The sequence below is a fragment of the Ignatzschineria sp. RMDPL8A genome (genome assembly GCF_029815055.1).
GTDB lineage: Bacteria > Pseudomonadota > Gammaproteobacteria > Cardiobacteriales > Wohlfahrtiimonadaceae > CALZBJ01.
Genome location: NZ_JAPPWA010000002.1, coordinates 1,498,511 through 1,524,606, shown reverse-complemented (window position 1 = coordinate 1,524,606; position 26,096 = coordinate 1,498,511). Strand labels below are relative to the sequence as shown.

At 41.7% G+C, this 26,096-nt stretch carries 20 protein-coding genes; 11 read left to right on the top strand and 9 right to left on the bottom strand.

Features of this window, described 5'->3' with window-relative positions; translation table 11 throughout:
• Positions 1-5 precede the first annotated feature (5 nt).
• From OXI21_RS08400 to OXI21_RS08380, 5 genes are all read left to right on the top strand, one after another.
• On the top strand, positions 6-1,067 hold the full coding sequence (locus tag OXI21_RS08400; RefSeq protein ID WP_279619121.1) for a nitronate monooxygenase: 1,062 nt from the start codon (positions 6-8) through the stop codon (positions 1,065-1,067).
• A gap of 212 nt (positions 1,068-1,279) precedes the next feature.
• Positions 1,280-2,266 (top strand): ABC transporter substrate-binding protein, encoded by a 987-nt coding sequence (locus OXI21_RS08395; RefSeq protein ID WP_279619120.1) that lies wholly within the window; start codon positions 1,280-1,282, stop codon positions 2,264-2,266.
• 3 nt (positions 2,267-2,269) lie between these two features.
• Positions 2,270-3,178 (top strand): hypothetical protein, encoded by a 909-nt coding sequence (locus OXI21_RS08390; RefSeq protein ID WP_279619119.1) that lies wholly within the window; start codon positions 2,270-2,272, stop codon positions 3,176-3,178.
• A complete protein-coding gene (locus OXI21_RS08385) occupies positions 3,172-3,927 on the top strand; it encodes an ATP-binding cassette domain-containing protein (protein ID WP_279619118.1) in 756 nt (251 codons plus the stop codon). Before OXI21_RS08390 ends, OXI21_RS08385 begins: the two co-directional genes overlap by 7 nt.
• A 93-nt stretch (positions 3,928-4,020) precedes the next feature.
• Positions 4,021-4,581 (top strand): SprT family zinc-dependent metalloprotease, encoded by a 561-nt coding sequence (locus tag OXI21_RS08380; RefSeq protein WP_279619117.1) that lies wholly within the window; start codon positions 4,021-4,023, stop codon positions 4,579-4,581.
• A 48-nt stretch (positions 4,582-4,629) separates the two neighbouring features.
• Here the strand turns inward: OXI21_RS08380 and OXI21_RS08375 are convergent, their stop codons facing one another.
• Positions 4,630-5,448, bottom strand: coding sequence for an NAD(P)-binding domain-containing protein (locus tag OXI21_RS08375; protein ID WP_279619116.1), 819 nt, complete (start codon positions 5,446-5,448; stop codon positions 4,630-4,632).
• A gap of 223 nt (positions 5,449-5,671) precedes the next feature.
• Here OXI21_RS08375 and OXI21_RS08370 point away from each other — a divergent pair, with 223 nt between their 5' ends.
• Positions 5,672-5,884 (top strand): heavy-metal-associated domain-containing protein, encoded by a 213-nt coding sequence (locus tag OXI21_RS08370; RefSeq protein WP_279619115.1) that lies wholly within the window; start codon positions 5,672-5,674, stop codon positions 5,882-5,884.
• Positions 5,885-6,020: 136 nt separating this feature from the next.
• On the opposite strand, the gene OXI21_RS08365 is transcribed toward OXI21_RS08370, so the two are convergent.
• From OXI21_RS08365 to OXI21_RS08335, 7 genes are all read right to left on the bottom strand, one after another.
• Entirely contained in the window at positions 6,021-6,737 is a 717-nt protein-coding gene (locus OXI21_RS08365) for a 5'-methylthioadenosine/adenosylhomocysteine nucleosidase (protein WP_279619114.1), read from the bottom strand.
• A 145-nt stretch (positions 6,738-6,882) separates the two neighbouring features.
• Positions 6,883-7,539, bottom strand: coding sequence for an OmpA family lipoprotein (locus tag OXI21_RS08360; protein WP_347815529.1), 657 nt, complete (start codon positions 7,537-7,539; stop codon positions 6,883-6,885).
• A 55-nt stretch (positions 7,540-7,594) separates the two neighbouring features.
• The gene (locus OXI21_RS08355; RefSeq protein ID WP_279619112.1) at positions 7,595-7,897 is read right to left on the bottom strand and encodes a glycine zipper domain-containing protein; all 303 of its coding nucleotides are present in this window, start codon (positions 7,895-7,897) and stop codon (positions 7,595-7,597) included.
• A 189-nt stretch (positions 7,898-8,086) separates the two neighbouring features.
• Complete coding sequence (locus OXI21_RS08350) at positions 8,087-11,419, bottom strand: PilC/PilY family type IV pilus protein (RefSeq protein WP_279619111.1); 3,333 nt, start codon at positions 11,417-11,419, stop codon at positions 8,087-8,089.
• Positions 11,420-11,819: 400 nt separating this feature from the next.
• Complete coding sequence (locus OXI21_RS08345; protein WP_279619110.1) at positions 11,820-13,403, bottom strand: PilC/PilY family type IV pilus protein; 1,584 nt, start codon at positions 13,401-13,403, stop codon at positions 11,820-11,822.
• Positions 13,390-14,898 carry a hypothetical protein gene (locus OXI21_RS08340; protein WP_279619109.1) on the bottom strand — a complete coding sequence of 503 codons (1,509 nt, stop codon included), beginning with the start codon at positions 14,896-14,898 and terminating at the stop codon, positions 13,390-13,392. Before OXI21_RS08340 ends, OXI21_RS08345 begins: the two co-directional genes overlap by 14 nt.
• A gap of 205 nt (positions 14,899-15,103) precedes the next feature.
• Positions 15,104-18,217: a PilC/PilY family type IV pilus protein gene (locus OXI21_RS08335; protein ID WP_279619108.1), complete on the bottom strand. Its 3,114-nt coding sequence runs from the start codon at positions 18,215-18,217 to the stop codon at positions 15,104-15,106.
• Between the two features lie 524 nt (positions 18,218-18,741).
• On the opposite strand from OXI21_RS08335, the gene htpG reads away from it, so the two are divergent.
• The 4 genes from htpG to ppnN all read left to right on the top strand — a co-directional run bounded on the left by htpG (position 18,742) and on the right by ppnN (position 24,275).
• Positions 18,742-20,646, top strand: coding sequence for a molecular chaperone HtpG (gene htpG, locus OXI21_RS08330; RefSeq protein ID WP_279619107.1), 1,905 nt, complete (start codon positions 18,742-18,744; stop codon positions 20,644-20,646).
• Positions 20,647-20,847: 201 nt separating this feature from the next.
• Positions 20,848-21,504 (top strand): TIGR04211 family SH3 domain-containing protein, encoded by a 657-nt coding sequence (locus OXI21_RS08325; protein ID WP_279619106.1) that lies wholly within the window; start codon positions 20,848-20,850, stop codon positions 21,502-21,504.
• 85 nt (positions 21,505-21,589) lie between these two features.
• Complete coding sequence (locus OXI21_RS08320; RefSeq protein WP_279619105.1) at positions 21,590-22,732, top strand: metallophosphoesterase; 1,143 nt, start codon at positions 21,590-21,592, stop codon at positions 22,730-22,732.
• A gap of 163 nt (positions 22,733-22,895) precedes the next feature.
• Complete coding sequence (gene ppnN / locus OXI21_RS08315) at positions 22,896-24,275, top strand: nucleotide 5'-monophosphate nucleosidase PpnN (RefSeq protein WP_279619104.1); 1,380 nt, start codon at positions 22,896-22,898, stop codon at positions 24,273-24,275.
• Positions 24,276-24,480: 205 nt separating this feature from the next.
• Here the strand turns inward: ppnN and OXI21_RS08310 are convergent, their stop codons facing one another.
• Positions 24,481-24,690, bottom strand: coding sequence for a hypothetical protein (locus tag OXI21_RS08310; RefSeq protein WP_279619103.1), 210 nt, complete (start codon positions 24,688-24,690; stop codon positions 24,481-24,483).
• 788 nt (positions 24,691-25,478) lie between these two features.
• Between OXI21_RS08310 and OXI21_RS08305 the strand changes: the two genes are divergently transcribed.
• Positions 25,479-26,087, top strand: coding sequence for a DUF2726 domain-containing protein (locus tag OXI21_RS08305; protein WP_279619102.1), 609 nt, complete (start codon positions 25,479-25,481; stop codon positions 26,085-26,087).
• The last annotated feature ends 9 nt before the right edge of the window (positions 26,088-26,096 follow it).

Sequence of the window (26,096 nt, the reverse complement as noted above, 5' to 3'; positions counted from 1 at the left end):
AACCTATGACAAATTCACGTTTTGAGAATCATTTACTCAGCCAATTTAAGATTCAATATCCCATTATTCAAGCGCCGATGGCTGGGGGCATTACAACGCCAGAATTTTTAAAGTCTGTGTTTGATGCAGGTGCGTTACCCTCGCTTGCAACGGGCTATCGCTCGCTTACGGGATTAAAAGAGGATTTAGAGGCGCTAAAAACGTTAGGCGTGAGTGTCTATAATGCCAATCTCTTTGTGCCAGAGCTATTAACAAAAGAGACGGTTGCTAAGGCAAAGCCTGCTTATCAGGCATTAAAACCCTTTTATGGGGCGTTAAATATCACCCAAGAACCGATCGAGTTTCGTGAAATCCAAGAGCTTGACGATTATGCCAAAAAGATTGAGCTTCTATTGGAATATCGTGTGCCGATTGTCTCGTTTGTATTTGATATGCCCTCGTTGGAGATTATTCGCCAGTTTAAAGCGATTGGCACGTATACGATTGGTACGGCAACATCCGTTGAAGAGGTCGTGGCGCTCGATACGCTTGAGCTAGATGCGATCATTCTCCAAGGGATTGAGGCGGGCGGGCACCGGGCCAGTTTTATTTCAGGTTGTGGGGATGGGGATGATCTTCGCACCCTTCTGAAAAAAGCCAAACAAGTGACCGATCGCCCACTTCTTGTGGCTGGCGGGATTTGTCAGTATCTCGATATCGATCACTATTTAACGGAAGGGGCAGCCGCTGCGGTCATTGGGACGGCCTTTTTAGCGTGCGCTGAAAGTGGCGCATCGTCACTTCATAAAGAGAAAATCTTAAATGCCTGCGCCGGTGAAACGATGCTCACCAACGCCTTTACCGGCAAATGGGCTCGCGGATTTACCAATCGCTTTATGGTGCAATATGCCGAAGATGATCTTCCCGTTGCCTGTTATCCTGTCCAGCATTATTTTACAAGCGCGCTCCGGGCGGAAGCGAAAAAAAACAATTTTCCCGAATATATGTCGCTTTGGGCGGGAATGAATGCGCACCGCGTCACCGAGAAAACAGTTAAAGCGCTGATGGCGCGTCTTGTATCGCCGTAATGCTCCTTTTCGAACCATATCAGCCTCCTTCATCATGATGTCACCATGAGGGGAGGTTTTATTTTGGCTTCACTCTTTCCAATTAGGATATATTGTTGTACCATTACAGTGGAACAGGCAGAAAGCGGTAGCGGAGATGTGTAAATTCCGCCCCTTTTATACAAACTAAGTCCATTTATAATCATTCAACACGGTCGTGTGTAAGGAGAATCATGAAAAAGTTACTAATGTCATTGATGGTCGGTAGCCTACTTGTGACAGGCGCTGTAAATGCTGAAGAAGTGAAGAAAGTCTATGTCAATAAAATCGTCGATCACCCTGCGCTCGATATGACGGCAAAAGGGATCAAAGATGGTCTTGAAAAGCACGGCTTTGTTGATGGGAAAAACCTTGATTTCCGTGTTGAATCGGCTCAAGCAAACGTACCGCTTGCAGGGCAGATCTCCACTAAATTTGTGAGCCAAGGCGCCGATGTGACCGTTGGATTAGGAACGCCTTCCGCGCAAAGTTTAGTGAAACCGGCGATGGATGGCAAAACCAAAATGGTCTTTAGCTCAATCACCGATCCCGTTGGCGCGAACCTTGTTACTAAATTAGAAGGCTCGAATAATAACGTTACCGGTATGTCAAACTACGTCGATGTTGAGCCACAACTTGAGATGTTTAAACGTGTGATCCCCAATCTTAAAAAATTAGGATTTATCTATAATCCGGGCGACGCGAACTCAATCAAGCAATATGATGACCTTAAAAAAGCAGCGAAAGCGATGGATTTAGAAGTGGTTCGCCAAGTGGTTAACCGTACCTCTGATGTACCGCAAGCGGCAGCCTATTTAGCAGCGCGTACTGATGCGATCTTCATCTACGGTGATAATACAGCTCTTGCAGCGCTCGAAAGCATTGTGATGGCCGGCAATAAAGGTGGCGTACCGGTATTTGTTGCTGATACGGATGCGGTAGAAGTCGGTCCTTTAGCGGCGCTTGGTCCAAACCAATATGATCACGGTTTAGAAACAGCGGATATGATTGCCGATATTTTAAACGGTAAAGATATCAATACGATTCCGGTAGGATTCCCTTCAAAAATGGAACTCTATCTCAATCTTGACGCTGCAAAAGCACTCAATATGGAATTGCCACAAGCGCTAATCGATAGCGCGGCAGTATTAATCAACGATGGCAAACAAGAAGTAAAATAATCGATGGGATTTGATGAATTAATGATGAGCCTGAATCTCGGGCTCATCTTTGGAATTGTAGGGATGGGGGTTTTCATCACCTTTAAAGTGATCGACTTCCCAGACCTTACGTGCGATGGATCGTTCGCCCTTGGACTCGCCGTCACCGGCGTTTTAATTCAGCAGGGCGTCAATCCCTACTATGTACTTTTAGTCTCTGTGATTGCCGGCGCGCTTGCCGGAGCAGTCACGGGGATTTTAAATGCCTACTTTAAAGTGACCGATCTGTTAGCGGGGATTTTAGTGGCATTTATGCTCTATTCTGTGAACGTACGCGTCATGAGTGAACAGACCAACCGGACGCTCTTATTTGATGATACAACCTTTACTGTTTGGACCGATAAAGTGATGGCACCGCTCGAAGGCGCATCAGGCTTTATCAAAAATCTTGGTATGGATCATCCTATGACGATTTTAATCGTTATTTCCCTTTTTATTATCGGGCTGTTAACCTGGTTACTCAGCACCGATATGGGGCTCTCTATTCGCGCGATTGGTCAAAACAAACGTCTTTGCCAAAATAGCGGCGTGAATGTGAAATGGATGGTGATCCTAGGGGTTGCCATGGGAAATGGGTTAGTGGCACTCGGTGGCTCACTCTTTAGCCAATTTACCGGCGTTGCAGATATTACCGCGGGAATCGGCACCATTATTACCGGCTTTGCAGCGGTCATTATTGGGGAAAAAGTTCTCCCTTTCCGCTCGATTTGGGTCAAACTCATTAGCTGTATCCTCGGCTCAACGCTCTTCCACTTAATCAAAAGTGCGGCGCTCAATGCAGAAAGTCTAAACCTTGAAGCCTATGATTTTAACCTTATTGCAGGAATCATTATTGTGCTTGTGATGGCAATGCCAGGGAGACGGAAATGCTAAAACTTAACTCGATCGATGTGGTGGTCGGCAAGGGTACTCAACTTGAACGAAAAGTGCTCTTTGATCTTGATTTAGAGGTGGCTGAGGGTGAATTTCTCGTCATTATTGGCGGCAACGGCGCAGGAAAATCGACACTCTTTAACGTTATTTCAGGATTTATGCGCCCTGAAAGTGGCTCTATTTTCTTAGATGGAAAAGAGATTACCAAAACCTCTCAAATTGCGCGCTCACGGGATGTCTCTATTGTGATGCAAGATCCACGCGTTGGCACCATGGAAAATCTCACAATTTTAGAAAATATGGCCTTTGCCTATAAACGTGGAAAAAATCGTCTCTTTCGGTTTTTTAATCAAAAAGAGCGCGTGGAACTCTTTAAAAAACGTCTTGCACTCCTTGATATGGGGCTTGAAAATCGTCTTAATGAAACGGTAGCGAATCTCTCAGGCGGGCAGCGGCAGGCACTTAGCCTAATTATGTCGATCATCAGTGAGTCTAAAATTCTACTATTAGATGAGATTACGGCAGCGCTCGACCCGAAAATTGCGGAAAACGTGATGGAGATTGCCAACCGAATTGTACGAGAGGAAAAACTCACCTGCATCATGATTACCCATAACATGGAACATGCCATTGAATATGGCGACCGCACCATGCTCCTTAAAAATGGGGCGTTTATGAAGTGCTATACCAAAGAAGAGAAAAAGGCGCTTAAAGCAACCGATTTAGCGCTTGAATTTGCGGAAGCGTAATCTGAGGATTCTCTCGGAATTACATCAAATCATGCTAGGATACTGTGATCGATCTTAAAATCGCTCACAGTATTTTTTTGCCCTATATAATTAATGACTGACTTACCAATAATCCACCGTTTTCCAAGACCTGATCGGCCATTAACCGATAAAGAAACGAGGCTTTACGCGCTTGCCGATGAGGCGCTCGTTGCTTTAGAAAATGTGTTTTTAAAGGCCGAGAAATTTTATCAAACCCCCTTTCCACGGCCAGAGCTTAATTTTAAACAACGGGGAAAGATTGCAGGATCAGCAAGACCAAATACCTGGGAGATTCGGCTCAATCCCATTCTTTTTTTAGAAAATAGTGAGGCGTTTTTAAGCGAGGTGATTCCCCATGAAGCGGCGCATCTCATTACCGCGCGCCGTTATGGACGAGTGAAACCTCACGGCAAAGAGTGGCAGTTTGTGATGAATAACGTGATGGGGCTTCCTGCACGGGTCACCCACCAATTTGAGACGACATCTGTCGCGGGAAAAACATATCCCTACCGCTGTCAATGCCAAACTCACGCGCTCACCATTATTCGTCATAATCGCATTTTACGGGGCGGCGAATATCGTTGCGTTAAATGCAAATCGCTCCTTATCTATCTCGACAATGAGATAAAATAAAGAGCGATTAATAGATAGTTTTAATTTCTGAACAGATTATCCAGATTTTTAATAAATTCCGGTAGTGTAATGAACGCCGTAATCACGGGTAATTTTAGACCCATCGATCACTTTTCCTTCTGTTTCGCTACCATTCTCATCGTCTACAAATTTTGGTGCGGGGATTCCAAGCGTCTCAGCCATGTTGGTGTAGTAGTCAATACGGGTTGGATGAGAATCGGCGACAACATTATAGATTTGATTACTCTCCCAATCGGATTTTACCAGCGCTTTAATCATCTCAATCACATCGTTTTGATGAACAAGATTCACTGGATGATGCGGATTTTTCACATCATGACGGCCGGATAATGCATGGGCAGGGTGACGATCCGCGCCAATTAAACCGCCTAAACGAAGAATCGTAACGGGGATATTAACCTCGTGAATGAGCGCATCTTCAATCACTTGAATCGCTTTTCCGCTATCGCTCACCGGATCTAAAATAGCCTCTTCTGTGAGATTCCCGGTTTGATCACCATAAACCGAGATTGAGCCGGTAAAAATGAGGCGTTTCACCCCGCAATAATGGGCGGTTTTCCCTAGAGCTTTCACAATGGAAGGATATTTTTTCACCCCATGATGGGCATTCGGTGGGAGCGTTACAATCATGGTGTCACAATTGAAAAGATCGCGCACGCCACTTTCCCGAAGTGAGAAGTCGAGCGTGGTATTAAAGAGCTGGCAATCGATCCCTTCAGCCAGCACTTTTTCCACGCCTTCGGAGGAACTTTTCGAGCCTTTAACGTTAAATCCATCGGCTTTGAGTGCTTTTGCAAGCGGTAAGCCAAGCCAACCGAGTCCAATGATGGAGATGGTCTGTGTCATGAAAATCCTTTTGGAAAACTAAAAATCGTAAACGCACAATTATACGCTATATTGTCTCAAAAGGGCGTGGCGCGATGGGAAAAAGTCCGGCATCACTGTAAATGAATAAATTCAGATGCGAATGATTCCAGCTTGCGCTATAATACTCACCCAACAAATTGGGGAAATCGCCCAAAGTCAAAAAGCGTATAACCGATCAATCAAATTGGAAAGGTGGAATGGGATGAGCCAAGCATTTTTTAAAGTAGAAGAGATCAGCTGCGGACACTGTACATCACGTATCGAGAAGGCATTAGCGGAACTTGAAGGCGTTTCAAAGGTTTCTGCAAGCGTTGATGACAAAATGGTTGAAGTCACGTATGACAGCGAAAAGTTAACCGTTGACGATTTAATCGACGAGTTCGATGCAATTGGGTTTGATGCCATGGAAGCCTAACGGCAAATTACAAAAAGATAGACATTCAAACACGCTCTAAAATCATATCAAGATCTCTAGAGAGGTGTTAAAAGGGACTGATCGAATCCTCAATCAGTCCCTTTTTTTATGCGCCTTTAAACAATTCCATCAATGCTTATAACGTATTAAGCGGGGTTTCTTTAAGCGCTTTAAGTGCGGCGATCACCATTTTTGTGGAGTTTTTCGCAGCAAATTCAAGATATTCCACAAAGGTCATCGGCATCTCTTGCTCGGGGATATCCGAAAGGGCCCGGAGCACTACAAACGGCGTATCGTATTGATAGCAGACTTGCGCAATGGCCGCGGCTTCCATCTCAACCGCTAAAATTCCCGGGAAACTGGTTTTGATAAATTCCGTCCGCGCTTTATCGGCAATAAAGGCATCGCCCGTACCGATAAGACCGATCCGATAATTGAGCCCAATCTGTGGCACAATTTCACTCATCAGTTTTACAAGACGCGGATCGGAAGGATAGCGCGCCGGCATGCCCGGCAATTCTCCGAGTACACAATCATTAATCGCCGTGGAATCGATGTCATGATGGATCGTTTCATCGGAAATCACAATATCCCCAATGGCCAAATCGGTAATTAAACCGCCCGCAGAACCAATATTTAAGATCAGTTCAGGCTGAAAGCGCTCATGCAAAATGGTGGTCGCCATTGCGGCATTCACCTTACCAATCCCCGATTTTACCAGCACAATATCAAGCCCTTCAAACGTGCCTTGAAATAGCTTGGTATTCGCTACGGTCAGCTCCGTTCTATTTTCGATTTTTTCGGCGAGGAGGGCAATCTCTTGCTCCATCGCGCCAATGATCGCAATTGTCATTTTCTCTCCTAAAATGAAACTCTCACACTACTTTTATGATAAAAATACTATAAACATAAAAAGCGTTGGGATACTCCTAAAAATTAGGCATTACCAACGCTTTCTGTTTGATTAATCGATGCATCAATAATCGTAAAGCCCGTAATTATTGCGCCGGAGGATTGAGGGTAATCTCAACACGGCGGTTTTGCGCGCGCCCTTCAGGGGTTGCATTGCTCACAAGCGGCTCACGCGGACCTGCGCCATACATCTGGATGCGGTTTTGATCGACGCCCATCATAATCAGTTGCGAAGCAACACTCTCCGCACGTTGGCGAGAAAGCTTGCTATTGAGCGCATCCGATCCAGTGCTATCGGTATGACCAATCACATTAATGCTGGTACGATTGTACTCTTTTAGCACCATCGCAACGCCGCGAAGGGTGTTCGCGCCTTGCGGTTTAATGTTACTCTCGCTTGAGTCGAAGGTCACATTATTGGGCATATTGAGGATAATTTGATTGCCTTGACGAGTTACACTGACGCCCGTTTGTGCCAGTTCATCACGGAGTTTTGCTTCTTGCACGTCCATGTAATACCCAACGCCACCCCCCAGTGCTGCGCCGGCACCGGCACCAATCAGTGCGCCTTTACCGCGATCTTTTTTCGAAGAGGTTAGGGCGCCAACGCCTGCACCAACGGCCGCGCCAATCATCGCACCTGTCGAACCTTTGGCCATCTTATCTTCACGAGTGTAAGGGTCCACCGTCGTGCACGCTGAAAGAATAAAGAGCGCTGTTATTGTGAACGCTAATTTTTTCATCATCTAAGTCAATTCCTTTCTAGTTGTCTCAAATTTAGCTTAAATTCATTATTTTTTAGTAGCGCTCGTAACGATTATATTGCTGTTGGTTACGGTCACTTTTATCCATCATATAGCCGGTATTTCCGCCTAATACAGCTCCCGCTCCCGCACCAATGAGAGCGCCTTTACCGCGGTCTTTTTTCGAAGAAACCAGCGCGCCTAATCCTGCGCCTACCGCAGCGCCAGTTACAATACCTACTTGCGCCTTTTCACCGGCATACGGATTTGACCCGGTATTATACGGATTGCTACTGCAACTTGTCAGGGTGAAAACGCCGATTAAACCAGCGGTCATCAGTAATGTTGAACGTTTCATAAATAAACCTCCAAAGTGGATTATGTTCGATATCGTTATCATAGCATGAGAAAAATTTAAGGTTAACGAATCAATAAGCTTTTTAACGTTCAATAACGCAAACAAGAGGCATAAAAAAGCCCTGAGATCGTTTGCATTAAGCGAGGATCTTCAGGGCGATTTACTTATAATAAATTAATAATACTTTAATTAAATAGCTCTTTGTTTAATGTAGAGACGTTTGCCGCTGATTAATTCATCTTCTGATTCCCAGATATCATCTTGAAGAATCAGTTTATTCTTCTGTTTACCACCTTCGGTTGTCGATGACATTGAAGAGAATTTACCACCATTTTTGCCACTGATTGTAGCACCACCAATAGCCATACCTGACTGATTGCCAGAGTCTTTGGAGAGATCTACATAATAACCATCAGATGAAGCGAGTTCCTCGATGAAGCCATAATAGTAGTTACCGCCATAGATGTTATGAGGAATAATTCCCTCACCGGTAGGACGACCAAACGCGTCATCATCAAGATGTTCACCATTATATTTGGCGCGAATGGGCTCTCCTTGACCATCTTTATCGATACCTTTAAGGCTTCCATCAGGATTGGTCTCCCAGAAAATAGTTCCTGCATTTCCGGTATAGAGATCTAAAGTAAATTCAGAGCCCACTAAGTTGTCACTTAAGCAAGGATCGTTTGCGCCACCACGAACAATCGACCAGGTTGCAAAGGTAATATATTTGTTACCCACCAATACAGCAGGGCGGATCACTCGCTCGTTATTTTCATCTGAACGATGCGTGAGCTTTAATTTCCAACCATAGGGTGTCGTCGCACCATCCACTGCTTTTGAGGTAAGAAGTTGGCGCTCTTTTCCAGTACCAAACGTTTTTTCCACTTTCTGCTCAATCAACTGCCCATCTTCAATGGTCTCATTGATATCTTTGATACCATAAAAATAGTGTTGAGCATTTAATGCTTTCTCGGAGATATCATTCGCTGTTTTTGCGCTTCCTGTACCAAAATAGACCCAAACCTGATCATTATCTTTTTTGTTCTTCATCACAACTGGACGAGTTGTGATCGGTCTTGTTGAGCCGCCGCTTTGGAAGATTGTTTGTTTGGAATAATGTTTAAAGTTATAGCTTCCTTCTTTGTCAGAAGCGGTATAGTCAAATACGATTTTGTACATATTGCCACTATAATCGCCGACATAGATCGACTCTAAGCGTTGCATCTTTGTAACAGGATCTTTTGAGACTAATAACGATGGTGATGCCGCACCTAGGCCATTATTCGATAAAACAATTTCTTCGATCTTTTGCCCGGTTATTGCATCAATCATATAAATGGACGATACTTTAGAAGGCGCACCAAAACCATTTCCAAACACAGCAACAGCGCGGGAATGCTTATCATCTTTAGCTTGATTAACGTAATCAACTTCTGAATAGGTATAGCCTAAGTTTTCAAATCCTGCCGTTTTATTGGTGATTTCAAAATTAATTTTAAAATCATCCGAGGTCTTTTTGAATTCGCTATCGCTTTCAAAAACTTGATAACCCACCAATGCTCTTGCACCGGATCCCATCGATGTAATACCAATTGTGCGATAATGATCATCGACTAAAGCATCAAAGAAATGCGTTGTTCCATCGACTTTATATTGATGCGAATAAGGCACGCTCGTAATATCAGCTAAGTCATCTTTAAAAAATGATGGGAAATAGCTAAAAATACGTGTTCCTGGTAATTCTGAGCGTTTACTTGAGTCAGTTTTTTCAGCCACGATAAAGTTAATCAGTCCATCATTAGAGCCAGTGATAAGGTAGTTGATCCCCATTGTATCGCGACGTTTTTTTACATATTTAATGATGTTATCGCGGTGCGCTTTTCCTACCACCGTTTCATTAATATTTACATTTGGCATGTCTGACGAAAAATGGTAGATATCCGAGTTAATAATCGCACCTAGCGTATTGCCTTGACGATCTCTTAACTCAGGATCATCATAGCCTTTAAGCCAACGTACATATTGCTCGCCCAATGCACCGTAATATCCATTAACCCAAAAAGGCTTTTTTGGACGGCCTCTGCGATCATTCTCTACGATCCATTTACCTTCCGTTAACTCTTTAGTTATCACATTTCTATTTTGAATTTCTGCGGTATAAAGCTTGCCTTGTCCAGGTTTAATACGCTCTTTGGTGTCCCACACAGGAATAGAAAACTTACCGGTTTTACTGTCATATCGTCTAGCAACAATGGCGCCGGTCCAAACACGGGGCTCATAACTTGTTGTATAACGAATGGTATTGAGCGTTTGAGCATTTTGGTCTTCTACCGCTCCCGTACCACTTCGTGTTTGAATAATGCTTTGGAAAATATCATTAAATGCGTCATCAAGCTGTTTTGGGTTTTTGGCATGAACGTGAACACCACCACTTGGAGCAACCGTTAAATCCAACTCTTTTTTAGACGTAGAGTTAGTATCATCCCCAAATGTGATCGCATTAACATAAATCGGCATTCTTACCGATCCCTCATCCAGCCATCCTTTTCCAGCATTGTCTTTAGTGGCAAGATTTTGAGTATCTGTTCTAAGATCTAAATTCCACAAATGCTGTGCAATAAACGAGGTTGAAAAGTTACCCAAATAGTCTGATCCATTGTATCGATCTTGTGTTAGTACTGTCTGATAGTATCTTTGTATGATTTGATTTCTGGGATTACTCCTAGCAATCCTTTCAATTTCAGCCCGACGTACAGCGGCTCTATTTCTCACCGAATTTAAATTAGACAGTCTCTGTAATGCAGACTTATCACGTGGCAATATTTGCCCTACCTGGTCAACATCTGGGTCACCATCAGTTAATAGGACAATATGCTGTGCCTGACAACGATACTTTATAGGCGATGGTTTAACACCTATAAAACTATCAAAGTGCGCATAACGTCCATCATTCCAGCTATATTTATAATTTGTTTCTTTTAATAACTTGTCACCTCGGAAATACTTTGCTGCTTCATATAGGGCAAAGGCCAACGGCGTTCCTCCGTTTGCTTGTAGTCCTTTCACCGTATTCTGAATTGATCTAAGCTTCGCAGCATTTTCAGTATTTATTCTTGGATCATCGGATGTACTAAGGTCACTTAAATCATGTTTAATAATATTTAAATCATTTCGATAACCGAATCTTGGATCAATGTGATACCCAAATTTTCCTAATGTCGAAATGCCAAGATACGCATCATTACGATACCGAGCTAATAACCTATCAACCGTGCTTCTTAAAACATTAATTCTGCTATCACTACACATCTCGCCTGGATAACCATTTTCACAAGGAACTCCCATATCGTATTCTCGCATCGATCCTGACGTATCGAGAATCATTAAGATATTAGGCTTAGGCGGATTTTGTTTAATCAGTGGCTCATGGTGTGGCTTAAATCCTGTGGATTCTTGCGCAAAGCCAAATTGGGACATTAATAGGGCGGTCCCAAGAGCTAAAGATAATCGTTTTTTCATTCTATTCTACTCACAACTCTATAAATTAGTTACAGATCTTAACATAAATTGACATTATATATGCCACAAACGCAGATTCATATATTGATTTAATGCAGGAAACTCAATGTTAGTTTTGTGGCCAAAAAGCGCCTATCTCAATGCTTTCAGCTGATTATGAAAATAATTAATCAGTTTAGAAATGTAAATTCGACGCTACTTTAGCAAGTTTTTCTGTTGGAATAAGCCTTTTTTGTGCTCATTCCGGTTGATTTTGACTACAGGAGTTTAGTATACAATTTAATATTTGTTAACACTTTTTTATAAATGAGTGAGATACAAAACAAAAAGCTCTATCACGAATCTCTTGATAGAGCCTATATTAGCTATTTTTGAGCGATTTCTTATTTTTTAAATGAGGTTAGAGTCTTGACTTAATGTAAAGACGACCTGAATGGTTACGTAACTCCTCACCACTATAAATATCGAAAAGAGAGAGCAGGTCGGTTTCGGTATTCCCTTTCTCGGTATCGCTTTGTGCCCCGAGAATCTCTTGCTCGTGGTACTCTTTGGTTAAAAGAAGCGTATTAAAATGCTCCATCTTCACGGTTGATTCAAAACGTTTGGAGATCCGTGATTGGCCAGTGCGTTGGTCTCGATTGTAGACCGGATTATGCGTATACGAGCCACCATAGATATTATAGGCCGTGACGTAATCTCCCGTCGGGCGACCATAGGCGTCATCCTCTAAATGCGAACCATTATTGTCTTCTAATATACGATTGCCATCATTGTCGGTTACTTTTTTACCATTCTTATCGGTTTTAACAATAATTTTACCGGCGTTGCCATTGTAAAGATCAAGATACATTTTTGATCCGGTACTTTTATCAGCAAGGCAGGGGTCGTTTTTAGCGCCGGGGATAATGGACCAAGTCGCAAGACTTAAGTATTTATTCCCAATAAAGACAGCAGGGAAGATCACCCGTTCGCCGGCAGCATTTCTCGGATGTGAGAGGGAAATTGACCAACCTTTTTCCGCAGGACTATCTCCATTCATCGACGTATAGAGCACTTTACGCTCACCATCACCCTCCACTTTAGTAATCTCCTGTTTGAGTAGATCATCCTTTTTAATCTGCTCATTAAGATCTTTAATGCCGTAGAAGTAGTGCGTAACATTAAGAGCCTCTTTAGCAATATCATCGAGCGTCATGGCACTACCGCTACCAAAATAGAGCCACATGGTTTCACTTTTATCGCGATTGATGATGGGACGAACAGTAATCGGCTGATCGCTCGATCCTGTACTAAACAGTTTCACCTTTTTTACATCGGAAAAATTCGTGGATGCAGGATTGAAACTTAATTTATAAAGATCACCACTGTAATCGCCGACGTAGAGCTTACTTAAAATTTGAAAGCCGGTATCCGGATCCCGATCAACCACAAGGGCCGGAGAAGCCGCGCCAAGACCTTCATCAGATAAGATAATCTCATTGATTTTTTGGCCAGTCACCGCATCAATCAGAAGGATTGACGATACTTGATTGCCAAATCCATTCCCAAACACAGCCACGGCTCGATTTTCGACGGGGGTTTTTGGGTTAAAAAAGTCGATCTCAGAATAGGTATAGCCTAAATTTTCAAACCCTTTGGTTTGATTGGTAATCTCAAAATTGATCTGAAACTCAGATGATACGCCTGATGCATAACGAGAAGTCCGTTCGGTATGTCTTGGCGCTTCAAAGAGCTGATAGCCCACTAATGCTTTCGCGCCGGCGCCCATTGAGGTAATCCCGATTGTACGAAATACCTCTTGGTGGAGCGCATCAAAAATATGGGTTTTTCCATCCACTTTATAGCTGTGATTGTAGTAAAATTCGGTAATGTCATCGAGCTCATCTTTAAAAAATGATGGGAAATAACTCACATAACGCTCGCCCGCACGGGGATGATTCCCAATACTTGATTTATCGGCGTAGATAAAATTAATAAGGCACATCGTTTGTGCCGGCAATTAAGAGATTATGATGCATTTTGTCACGGCGAAGCATGGCGTAATTGAAAAATTCATCCTGCACGGAAGGACTCAATGAACTGAGATTGACATAGGGAATATCGTTTGCCATATAGGTAAGATCCGAGTGGATAATGGCTCCGAGCGTATTGCCTTGACGGTCGCGAAATTTATCGAGACGCTCATTTCCTTGAAGCCAGCTAACATATTGTGCGTTAATATTGGCCTTTTTAAGCGCCACTTTTTCAAGCTGTCCAGTGCTCTTTTTATTCCCTTTTTTAGCGGTATAAAACTGACCTTGATTGGGTTTAATCCTGTCGCGAGTATCCCATTTGATGGTATCGAATTTACCCGTGTCACTATTATAAGAACGCGCCACTATAGCACCGGTCCAAACGCGGGGCTCATAGCTACTTGAATAACGAAGGGAATTTTTCGATTGCGCCTGCTGGTCTTGAATCGCACCGGTTCCACTTCGGGTCTGAATAATGCTTTGAAAAATATCGTGAAAGGCTTTATTGAGTTGTTTTGTATCATAAGCATGAACGTAGGTTCCATCACTATAACTTACCGCTTGCTTAAGTTTATTACTCGACGCATCACTTACGTCACCGCTGAATCCAATGGCATTAAAATAAATTGGTAAACGAGTCGCTCCTTTCGCATTCCAAAATTTATTCGCGCTATCTTTCAGCGTTAAGTTTGAAGCATCTTTAATGAGGTCAATGTTCCAAAGTAATTTTGTTACCTTACGGTAATCGGTCTCGTTATGATTTAATTTGCCTTTATCTCGAGATAAAATAGGGCCAACCGCGTCATTCATAGGGTCACCATCCGTCATAAGAATCATATGTTGCTCTTGGCAACGATATTGGATCGGTGAATCTTGCACGCGATTAAAAGAGTATTCTGCAGGAATAATTTTATATTTTGGACTCAATATGCCAAGACCAACCCTATAACGACGCTCGGCCTTGATTGACTGCAATAACGGCTCTCCGCGAAACACTTTGGCCGCCTCATAAATCCCAAATGCAATCGGTGTTTGGCGGTATTCTGTGCGAGGCGGGATGGTAAACTTATGTTTGATTAAATTAACGGCTGATTCATAATTATTAGGGTTGCTCAAATCCTGAATTGGCATCTTTAAAATATTAAAACTTACAGAAGACATTGCATTTGTTGTGCTCGCTTCCTGATATCCCGTTGGGCCAAGGGTTGTAAAGCCAATGTTGGCATCGTATCGATAACGTGCTAGTAAATTCACTACTGTAGATTTTAAAGCAGCAATCCGCGTTATTTTATTACCTTTTGCATCAGACATATCGACAGCATTCATCGATCCTGAGGTATCGAGAACCATTAAGATATTGGGTTTTGGCGGATTTTGTTTCACTAAAGGCTCTTGGTGGGGCGTAAATGCAAAGCTTGCATTAGATAAGAGCAGGGCACTCACAAGAAGGGAAAGCTGTTTTTTCATTATTTCTCCGTAAAAGTGAACTAAATAAACATATCGCATGAAAGATCATGCTAATGTCGAATAATTACAAATATATACAAATAATATAGCATCATTACAAAACTTAACGTCAACATGGATCAATTCGATGGGATATCATCGTCAATCAAAAAACGACAATAAAAAAGGAGAGCCGAAGCTCTCCCGTAAGTTGATTTAAAAATATTTAATTAATGGCGATTGTTTTAAGATAGAGTCGGCCAGGTTTGAGTCCTTTATCTTTACAATATGGATGTGTTGGGTATAGCTCGCAAAAAGGTTTTGGAGGTTTTGGAGGTTCATCATCATCATCATCATCATCATCATCATCATCACCACTAATACCACCACCTGGAAGTAGTTCAGTTATACTGTCTCCATAATAGGTATCAGTGTGAACACCTTCAGGTAGCGTATCATCGTCATTGCGTTTAACATAACTTGTACTACCTTCATATAGCTCTTCTATAAAGTATGAATAATAATTGCCCCCATAAGGGTTATTACCTTCGATATTCCCCCCCGTAGAACGCCCATAAGCGTCTTGTTTAGAGTGAATTCCGTTATATTTTCTATAGACGGGGATAGAGTTCCCTTGATCGTCAATTTCATAGATTGGCTCACCATCCTTATCGACAGCGGCATAAGTGTCAGAAGCGCTTCCATCAAATAGGTTCAGTGTTATCAGACTTCCCATAACTGTATCACTCAAACATGGGTCATTCTCTTTTCCTAGGACAGCAGACCATGTTGAAACTTGTAACGATGTACCCCGTGGATTATAAACCAAAACAGGGCTTAAGATAACTCTCTCATAATTATTTTCGCCTATTTTCAATGACAACTTCCACCCTAAATGATTTTCATCGTTAGACATATGATGTTTAGTCGTTGTTAAAGCCTGTAATGAAGAATTCCCAATAATATTTTCAATTTTAAGAAGGTTTTGACTGTGTAGCTGACTAGCAGAGATTTTTTTATCTAAATCTTTAATTCCATATACATAGTGATTTTTTATTAGAGCCTTAGCAGAAATATCATCCTTTTCTAATGCCTTTCCTGTTCCAAAGTAGACCCACATGGCATCTTTTTCGGGCTTATGTAGTATCGGTCGGGTCGAAATAGGAGCTTCTTTACCACCTGCATCAAATAGTACTTTATGCTCTGCTTGATCAAAGTTTGATGATGCCCCCGAGAATACAATCTTATATAATTTCCCACTATAATCACCTACATATAATGCATCTAGCTTTTGAAATCCTGTGCTTGCATTATTTGAAACGACAAGAGCGGGGGAAGCTGCGCCGCCGCCATCAGCATCTAACACGATTTCATTAATTAGTGTTCCTGTTACCGCATCTATAAAATAGATAGAAGATGTTTTGGCGCCAAATCCATTTCCAAATATAGCTACAGCTCTTGGTGAACCGTTATGAAGATGGTTAATAAAGTCAATTTCAGAATAGGTATATCCTAAGTTTTCAAACCCTTTTGTTTGATTAGTAATTTCAAAATTAACTTGAAACTCTTTTGAATAATCCTCTACATTATCTCTTGATGCACTAAAAAGCTGGTAACCGACCAATCCTCGTGATCCTGAAGCCATAGATGTTATACCTAAAGATCTAAACGTATGTTTGTCTATGGCATCAAAGAAATGAGTCTTACCATCCACTTTAAATTTATGTGTGTAATAAATGGACGTAATATCCGCTAAATCATCTTTAAAAAAAGATGGGAAATAACTAACGTATCGTCTACCAGGAGTGTTTGATTTATCCGAATAGATGAAGTTAATTAATCCATCATTTGATCCAGCAATCAAAAGGGAGTATTTCATTTTTTCTCTACGCAGTTTTATGTAGTTAATGAACTCTTTCTGAATATTATTTTGCATATAACGTAGATTGATATAGGGAACATCATTTGCATAATGCGCAATATCCGAATTGATGATTGCTCCCAATAAATTATCATTACGCATACGTAAATTCTTAGGAGATTCTCCTTTTAACCATTTTACATATGAATCTTGAATATTAGCTTTATCAAGATTTACCTTCTCATTAAAGAGATAATTTCCATTTAAATAACCATCATTACTTGTATAAAACTCGCCATCATTGGGCTTAATTGTATCTTTACTGCTCCATTTTATTTTACTGAAACTTTTTTTCTTAGAATTATAGGCCTTTGCAATGATCTCACCTGTCCAATCTCCAGGGATATACGATGTAGAATAACGGATACTATTAGTGGTTTGGATAAACTGATCCATTACTGCTCCCGTACCACTGCGAGTTTTGATAATGGATTGGAAGATATCATGAAAGGCGACATAGAGAGCGGTTGCATTTAACGCCTCAACATGCACGCCTCCACTATATTTAACGGTGTTTTTAAGCTCTTTTTGATCATTACTACTAGTATCACTGCCAAACGTAATTGCATTTAAATATATCGGCATTTTATCTACGGCACCCGTACTATCCCAATACTGATCCGCATTATCTGTAGAGCCAAGATTTGTTGCATCTGTAAGTAAGTCAAGATTCCATAAGAATTCTCCTACTTTGGAGGTTCTTTGATTGGAAATTGAATCTGACCAACGACCAACATTGAAATAATCTTTATCTCTATTGATAACAGGTCCAGTGATATCACCCATTGGTGCCCCATCAGTCATTAAAATTATATGTTGCTGTTGGCAGCGATATCGTATCGGATTTTTAAGTGTGCCTCTAAAATTTATTCGCCCCCGATTATAATTATCAAGCATATCTTCACCGCGAAAGTATTTTGCGGTTTCATATAACGAAAAGGCTAAAGGTGTTCCTCCGTTAGCAACGATACCGCTAATTTGATTTTTGGCATTTTTAAGTGAGTCATCGTCAGATAAATCTGAAATTGGCATCTTAACGACATTGTAATCATAACTTCTAGTTCCACTCCCAGTATATTTATATCCTAAATATCCTAAAGTCCCATATCCCATATAGGCATCATAACGATAACGTTCAAACAAATTTGTAACTACACGTTTTAAAACATTAATACGAGACTCGCAATTAGGATCTGGTTTTGGTCGCCACCCAGAAGATTTTTTACACTTATAATTAATAGACATTCCTTCCTTAGGAATATCCACTTCATCCATCGATCCTGATGTGTCAAGAATCATATAAATATTAGGTTTAGGAGGGTTTTGTTTAATTAAAGGCTCATGATGAGGTTCAAAAGCAAAGCTCATTTGCCCCATCAATAGCGCGGCCATGCATGTTAGAGAAATCCGTTTAACCATCGATTTGCCTCATAAATACGTTAAAATTGAATAGATTAGAATGAATTTTAAAGCAGTGTTTTCCATATAAATCATCGCTCCGCCCAAGAGAGATGGTTTAAGAAAGGGTTTACACTTGAAATTAAAACACTACATTAGTTAATCTATTTTAACATATTGATCTATTTAGCTTACTTGTTAAGAGGCTTAACATTTCTTGGTTGATGTAGATCAAACGAATTTAACGTACTAAGAAGTGTAAAAGGAATGTTAATCTACGTTTAATGGCTTGTTTTGTATTGATTTTTAATGAATTATTTATTTTCTTTTCTATCTAAATATGATCATGCCGTGACGTAATTCAAAAATTGGCACGGAAATTTTTCTCAAAAAATGCATTTTAAAACTAAAGTGATTATTTTTTATGCTTGAAATCGGTAAATTCCGCCCCATATTTGATCGGAAGGCAGGGAAGAACGCCCATCATGCCAACCAAATAAATAACCAAAGTTTAGCTATTTTATTGCATAAGGAGTACATCAATTATGTCCAATCAAAGAGAGACGATGCAGTTCCAAACGGAAGTTAACCAACTACTCAATTTGATGGTGCATTCGCTCTATTCAAACCGCGAAATTTTCTTACGTGAATTGATCTCAAACGCCTCAGACGCACTCGATAAGCGCCGTTTTGAGGGATTGACGGATGCGAAGATAATTGAAGATCAGGGCGATGCGAAAATCTCGCTGAGCTTTGATAAAAATGCAAAAACCTTAACGCTCTCTGATAACGGCATCGGGATGGATCGCCAAGATGTAATCGACAATATCGGAACGATTGCAAAATCAGGCACCAAAGCCTTTATTGAAAAGCTCGAAGCGGATCAGAAAAATGCGTCCAATTTGATTGGGCAATTTGGCGTTGGCTTCTATTCGGCATTTATTGTGGCCGATAAGGTAGAAGTTTTAACCCGTAAAGCGGGCACCGAGGCAAGCGACGCCATTCGCTGGATTTCAGAAGGTAAGGGCGAATTCACCCTTGAAAATAGCACACGCGATAGCGTCGGCACCACCATTACGCTCCATATGAATGAGGAGCATCTCGATCTTTTAAATGAGTGGTCGCTTAAATCGATTATCACTAAATATTCCGATCATATTGCCTATCCCATTATGATGCAGGTGGAAAAAGAGGTGCCGGTTGAAGGAAAAGAGGGCGAATTTGAGACGGAAGTGGCGATCGAGCAGGTGAACTCAGCCACATCGCTCTGGCAGCGGGAGCGCTCCGAAATAAAAGATGAGGAGTACGTTGAGTTCTATAAATCGCTCACCCATGATTATCAAGACCCGCTCTCATGGTCGCATAACCGCGTTGAAGGCAATCACAGCTATACATCGCTTTTGTATCTTCCATCCGTTGCGCCGATGGGGCTTTGGGATCAAAATGTTGAGTATGGCGTACAGCTCTATGTTCAGCGCGTTTTCATTATGGATGGCTCAGATAAACTGATTCCTCGCTATCTCCGCTTTATGAAAGGGGTCGTGGATACGCAAGATTTACCGCTCAATATCTCCCGCGAAATTTTACAATCGTCGAAAACCATCGATGCGATTCGCCAAGGACTCACGCGCCGTTCGCTCTCGATGCTTGAATCATTAGCGGCGCAAGATGAAGCGAAATATCAGACCTTCTGGGAGCAGTTTGGACGGGTATTAAAAGAGGGCTTTGGGGAGGATTTCTCCAATCGCAATAAGATCGCAAGCCTATTACGGTTCTCATCGACGGAAACCGATGCGCAGACCGTATCATTTGATCAATACATTGAGCGCATGAAAGAGGGGCAAGATAAGATTTATTACATCACTGCCGATTCGCTCAACACCGCGAAAAATAGCCCGCACCTTGAGATCTTCAAGAAAAAAGGCATTGAAGTGATTCTGATGACCGATGTGGTCGATGATTGGATGATGGGCTTCCTCCACGAGTATCAAGATAAAGCATTTGTAAACGTTGCCAAAGGCGATATCAATCTCGATGGTGATGATGCTAAAGAAGAGGCGGACAAAGAAGAAAAACCTCTATCCGCGGAAGAGAAATCCTTAGTGGATTCGCTTGAAACCCTGCTTAAAAATGAAGTGGAGTCGGTGAAAATTTCAAAACGCTTAACCGATTCAGCCTCCTGTTTAGTGCGTAATGAGATGGCACTGAGCGGACATTTTGAGAAGCTCTTAAAAGAGGCAGGCCATGAAGTGCCCGAGGTGAAACCTTGGCTTGAGATCAATCCCGATCACTTTATTGTTAAAGCCTTTGAAGCGGAAAAAGAGAGCGATAAACAGAGTGATTTAGCGAAACTTCTCTATGAAGAGGCGCTGTTATTAGAGGGCGCGCAACTTCCCGATCCATCGGCATTTGTGGCTCGTTTAAACCGCTTAATGAAAGAACAGAATTAAAAGAGAGATCTCTACACACTGTAAAAAGAGTGATTCTAGATTCGTCAATCAAACGGATTGGGATCGCTCTTTTTTATGCGGATTTTTCTCAAGTTTGGGGTGAAAAAGGGCGCATAACCATAGGTTATTGCAAAATTTATGTGTATAATATCGAAATTCTTCTAAACAATTTTCACCGAATCGAAACAAATAGGATGGGATATGAAACGATTGATTAGCATGATCACTTTGGCGATGGTACTTGTTGTCGGCGCAGAAGCAAAACAGCTCTATGTGAGTGATCAACTTGAAGCGCCCGTGCGTGCAGGATCAGGCGATAGTTTCCGTATTCAAAAAATGCTCGATTCAGGAACGCCGGTGGAAGAGGTTTCTCGCCGTGGGCAATTTGTACAAATCCGCTATTCAGGCGGGGTGACTGGCTGGATGCATCAACGTTTTTTAATGGATGAGCCCGTGGCTCGCGATCTTGTTGAAAAAGCGCGCGAAGATTTAAAAGCGGTAGAAACTTATAAAACAAAAATCACCGAGCAAGAGAGCATTATTAAAACTCTCGAAAGTGAGCTTGCAGAGAGTAAAACCGCCCAAGAGCAGCTTGAGAGCCGGATTACCGAGATTATGAAAACCTCGGAGAGCATCTTTAAAATCGATGAGCAAAATAAAGTACTCACCAAAGAGAATCATCAGCTCGATGTGGATTTAAAAGCGCTTCAGCAAAAACATGATGTGCTAAAACAGAGCATCCGCAGTAATGAGTGGACGGTTGGGGCGATTATTCTCTTTTCGGGAATTATCTTTGGCTCGATGATTATGCCACGTCTGGTTGCGAAATTGCGCCGTAAACGCTCGTGGGATCTTTAAGCTTATAGAGTAATGAAAAGCGCAGGATTATCACGATCACTGCGTTTTTTATTGTCTATGTAATTTAAGAAAAAGGATAACAGACGTGCTCGTATTCTATTTTATGCTAGCGATGATAATGCTTCTGAGCATCTATTTATGGTATCGGCTCGCACACCTCGCACCAAAAGGATTACTCCGTAAACTGACTAAAATTGCGGGCGTTTTCTTTACTCTCGCATGGCCCTTTACCATTGTTAGCACACGCTTTTTCCCCAATGTGATACCCAATCCGGTCGAGGCGATTTTATCGGAATGGGGCGCAGGTTGGATCATTATGATGGTTTATGTTTTGCTACTCACCATTTGTTGGGATCTCTTTCGCATTTGCAATCATTTTACCGGCTGGATTCATCCTCGCACGCTGAAAAGCTGGATCGGTAAGGAAGGAAATCTCGGGGTTTTTATCCTAGTAGCGGGATGTATGATCGGTTTAACCCTGTATGGCAATCACCAATATCACCAGAAAAAGCGGGTGGAATATAGCGTTATTACCGAAAAAGACCTTACAGAAACATACACGATTGTGGCGCTGAGCGATCTGCATTTGGGGCACTTGGTGAAGGCGGACGAGCTTGCCGAATGGGTCGATCTCATTAATCAAGAAAATCCTGATTTTGTGCTGCTTCTTGGCGATATTATTGATCACTCCCTTCATTCAATCGATTTTAATGCCATTAAAGCCGAATTTGATCGAATCGAGAGCCGTTTTGGCGTCTACGGCGTATTGGGAAATCATGAATATATTGAGTCGCGAACGGCCAATATTGCCTTTTTACAAGCGCTCGGCATACAGCTTTTAATTGATGAAGGGACGATCATTAATGATGAGCTCTATCTCATCGGGCGCGATGATCGAACCCATTATGAAAGACATCGTTTAGAAGAACTGTTACCGGATCATATCGATAAGCCGATTATTGTGATGGATCATCAACCATTTGGCGTAGAGGAAGTCGCGAAACACCCGATTACACTGCAACTTTCTGGCCATACTCATCGCGGGCAAATTTGGCCTTATTCATGGCTTACCGAGAAAATCTATCATCTCACTCACGGGATGAAAACGATCAATAATAGTACCTTTATCGTTAGCTCTGGGATTGGCATTTGGGGCGCAAAAATCCGTATTGGCACTGAGTCGGAATATTTAGTCATTCGCCTTAAATCCGATAAGGCCCCGATTTAACCCATTAAAAACCGATCTGAGTTGATCTCCATCGAGGTAATTATTTGATGTAAGCATTCCCGTACACGCCCATCGGTGCTATCATAGGATTTTTTACGAAAAATAGTTTAGAACGATGAAATTGCCTCAGGATTGGGGCATCATGCACAAGAGGAGAAGAGAATTGACTGCTTCTAATCAATGTTTTATCTACCCACCCGTGGGATCGATGGACCTGTTATCCCACATCGAGAGCGTCATTTTAAAAAGTACGGCCGATGGCGAGTTGTATCAACTTTTTCGCAATTGTCTGTTAGCGGTACTCAATACCGGAAGCCAAACCGATGATCCTCGCGAGCTTTTCGATCGTTTTAAAGATTTTGATGTGGAATTGATGCGCACCGAACGGGGCATTAAACTCCATCTTATTAATCCGCCGACTGAGGTATTTGTTGATGGGGAACTTACCGACGTTATTCGCCGCAATCTCTTTTCAGCGCTTCGCGATATTTTATTTGTAAAGGCGGCGACCGATAGTTACCGCTCATATAGTAATAATGGCGTGCGCAATAGCTCGCTATTAACCGACATTGTGTTCATTATTTTACGCAATGCCAACGCACTCCATGCAGCGCAAGATCCTAGCATTGTGGTCTGTTGGGGCGGGCACTCAATTAATCAATCAGAATATGATTATGGCCGATTAGTTGGGCAAGAACTGGGTGTGCGTCATCTCAATATCTGTACCGGTTGTGGACCGGGAGCGATGGAAGCGCCGATGCGAGGCGCAGCGGTTGGCCATGCAAGACAATCTTATAAAGAAGGGCGCTTCATCGGGATTACAGAAACCTCGATTATTGCAGCTGAACCACCAAACCCATTAGTAAATGAACTTGTCATTATGCCGGATATTGAAAAACGCCTTGAAGCGTTTGTGCGTCTTGGCCATGGCATTGTGATTTTCCCCGGTGGTGTTGGTACGGCGGAAGAGTTTTTCTATATCTTGGGAATTCTCCTGATGCCGGAAAACCGCAAGATTCATGTGCCGGTCATTTTAACAGGCCCTAAAGAGAGTGAAGAATATTTCCGTACACTCGATCGGTTTATTGAGCGCAGTTTAGGTAAAGAAGCACAAGCGCTCTATGAGATTATTATTGATAATCCGGCAGAGGTTGCGCGCAAAATGAAGAATGCAATGCCACGGGTGAAGGAAAATCGCCGTGGCCGGGGCGACTCATTTTGCTATAACTGGTCACTTAAAATCACCACCGATTTTCAAGTCCCGTTTGAGCCGACCCATGAGAATATGGCGGCACTCAATCTTCACCTTAATCAGCCAAAAGCAGAGCTTGCGGCATCGCTTCGTCAGGCATTTTCAGGCATTGTTGCAGGAAATGTTAAAGATTTTGGGGTAAAAGCCATTGAAGAAAAAGGGCCATTCCAACTACATGGCGATCCTGAACTGATGGAGATGATGGATGAATTGTTGCGTGATTTTGTGGATCAGCAGCGCATGAAACTCCCCGGGAAAGAGTACGTTCCGTGCTATGTGGTTAATCGTTAAACGTTTAATACTTTCCAAACTTTAACTCCAAAACACAGACAAAAAAGTGCCCCAAATGATTGCTCATCTGGGGCGTTTTTCTGTTATCTATACAATAGACAGGAGAGTCAATTATCATACATTTACATGTAGGAAAAAGATAAATAACAGAAATTTGGATGTTCTGTTATCGAGGATTCTCGATTAATATGACCTCTATAATACGCTATTCGAGGATATAATCATAGAAAAAGTCATTTAATTCACCAACTGAGGTGATTAGATGAAGTTCATCACCTTCATTCCAAATCAGATAGCCTTTTTTCTCAAGTAATGGCTTCGCTCTGCGGTATAACGCACTTCGTTTCTCTAAAATTTTAGTTCGCAAGTCTATCACATTATCATTTACCGCAAACGTCTCTTTTAACGCATACATTCCTAACCTCCGTTTCCACAGGAACGGCCACACATTATCCTTGTATGACCGGCGCAATTAATTCAATTATCTCGTTGATCGAATGCTGATCTAATTATTAAGTATTATTGTCATTCGGTGAAAATAAGTGTAGTAGAAAATTCTTAAAAACGCTAAAAATTGGCAGTTTTTCATTTAAACCCCGATCTATGTCAAATTTTTTGCAGTTAGTTGCGTTTTCATCCGACAATCACTCATCCTTTAGAGCTATTTTTAATCATTCTATAAAAGCATGCCAACTGAGCTCTATGGATCACCTTAATAACCTTTATTAGTACAAGTGTAGTATCCGCCGTAGGAATTATGCAGAATTTGGGAGGTTTTTTATCTCAGGATTAAGAGATCTTAGTAAGCTCTCCGTCAAGCTCAAATAAACGCTGACTAATCATAATGGATTAGTCAGATTAGTAAGAATTTTTTGAAACCTTTCTGAATATAGTCATTAGTTATTTTTTCTGGTTGAGAAGTTTTAGCGAATGGATTATGCACTAATCTTGAAAACGAATCCAAAGCCGTGGGGCATAGGTAATACAAATAGAACAAGAGGAAATCTGATCTGTCTACTCTGATAGTTAACGATGTCTATAGTGCCATCTCAATAATTTAACATAATATATAGAAATGGCTATCATACCTATAATGAAATAGAGAACTTCATCTCATCTTAAGTCCCATTTGCCTGAACGCGGTTGTAAAGCGATCCGCAAACCCATACCATACATATGACTTTTAATAGTAAGAGATTAAGAATGAGTTTAATAATTGTTATTTTGCTAGCGATCGCTGCAGCCATTGTTATAAAACGACCAGAAACGATAAAAGAGGTAAAAACATTTATTGAGAATACGCTCAATGAGATGAAAAAATCGATTGAAGAATCGTCACAACATCGAACGCCTCCAATCCCACCGCTTAATAGAAACCCATCCGTTGAGAATAAGTCTATCGATATCGCTCACAACTCAGATTTTTATCGCGTTAATCTACTAAATCACAGCGAGATACGTGTATTTAACGAACTCCAGAAGTATTTAAAAAGTGATTTCTTTATCTACCCGCAAGTCAGTCTGGGAGAAATCATTAAGGCGAAAAATAAAAATATTAGCGCTTTTAACATTATTAATTCTAAACGAGTGGATTTCTTAATCGTCAATCAGCGCTTTAACCCTATCATCGCTATCGAATATCACGGACAAGGCCATTATCGAGGTAACTATAAAGTTCGCGATGAAGTTAAACGAATCACCCTAGAAAAAGCCGGCATTATCTACTTAGCGATTCGATACGATGATGACGATTTGCAAACGGTTAAGAATAAGATTACTAGATTATTAGAGGATGTCTCTAAGCCTGATTGACAGGCATAA

Excerpts from the sequence above, each read along its gene's own strand:
- OXI21_RS08380 (WP_279619117.1), top strand. The coding sequence starts at position 4,021 with ATGACTGACTTACCAATAATCCACCGTTTTCCAAGACCTGATCGGCCA.
- htpG (WP_279619107.1), top strand. The coding sequence starts at position 18,742 with ATGTCCAATCAAAGAGAGACGATGCAGTTCCAAACGGAAGTTAACCAA.
- OXI21_RS08340 (WP_279619109.1), bottom strand. The coding sequence starts at position 14,898 with ATGAAAAAACAGCTTTCCCTTCTTGTGAGTGCCCTGCTCTTATCTAAT.
- OXI21_RS08335 (WP_279619108.1), bottom strand. The coding sequence starts at position 18,217 with ATGGTTAAACGGATTTCTCTAACATGCATGGCCGCGCTATTGATGGGG.
- OXI21_RS08375 (WP_279619116.1), bottom strand. The coding sequence starts at position 5,448 with ATGACACAGACCATCTCCATCATTGGACTCGGTTGGCTTGGCTTACCG.
- OXI21_RS08365 (WP_279619114.1), bottom strand. The coding sequence starts at position 6,737 with ATGACAATTGCGATCATTGGCGCGATGGAGCAAGAGATTGCCCTCCTC.
- OXI21_RS08310 (WP_279619103.1), bottom strand. The coding sequence starts at position 24,690 with ATGTATGCGTTAAAAGAGACGTTTGCGGTAAATGATAATGTGATAGAC.
- OXI21_RS08325 (WP_279619106.1), top strand. The coding sequence starts at position 20,848 with ATGAAACGATTGATTAGCATGATCACTTTGGCGATGGTACTTGTTGTC.
- OXI21_RS08360 (WP_347815529.1), bottom strand. The coding sequence starts at position 7,539 with ATGAAAAAATTAGCGTTCACAATAACAGCGCTCTTTATTCTTTCAGCG.
- OXI21_RS08350 (WP_279619111.1), bottom strand. The coding sequence starts at position 11,419 with ATGAAAAAACGATTATCTTTAGCTCTTGGGACCGCCCTATTAATGTCC.
- OXI21_RS08370 (WP_279619115.1), top strand. The coding sequence starts at position 5,672 with ATGAGCCAAGCATTTTTTAAAGTAGAAGAGATCAGCTGCGGACACTGT.
- OXI21_RS08345 (WP_279619110.1), bottom strand. The coding sequence starts at position 13,403 with ATGTGCCTTATTAATTTTATCTACGCCGATAAATCAAGTATTGGGAAT.
- OXI21_RS08390 (WP_279619119.1), top strand. The coding sequence starts at position 2,270 with ATGGGATTTGATGAATTAATGATGAGCCTGAATCTCGGGCTCATCTTT.
- OXI21_RS08385 (WP_279619118.1), top strand. The coding sequence starts at position 3,172 with ATGCTAAAACTTAACTCGATCGATGTGGTGGTCGGCAAGGGTACTCAA.
- OXI21_RS08395 (WP_279619120.1), top strand. The coding sequence starts at position 1,280 with ATGAAAAAGTTACTAATGTCATTGATGGTCGGTAGCCTACTTGTGACA.
- OXI21_RS08355 (WP_279619112.1), bottom strand. The coding sequence starts at position 7,897 with ATGAAACGTTCAACATTACTGATGACCGCTGGTTTAATCGGCGTTTTC.
- OXI21_RS08400 (WP_279619121.1), top strand. The coding sequence starts at position 6 with ATGACAAATTCACGTTTTGAGAATCATTTACTCAGCCAATTTAAGATT.
- OXI21_RS08305 (WP_279619102.1), top strand. The coding sequence starts at position 25,479 with ATGAGTTTAATAATTGTTATTTTGCTAGCGATCGCTGCAGCCATTGTT.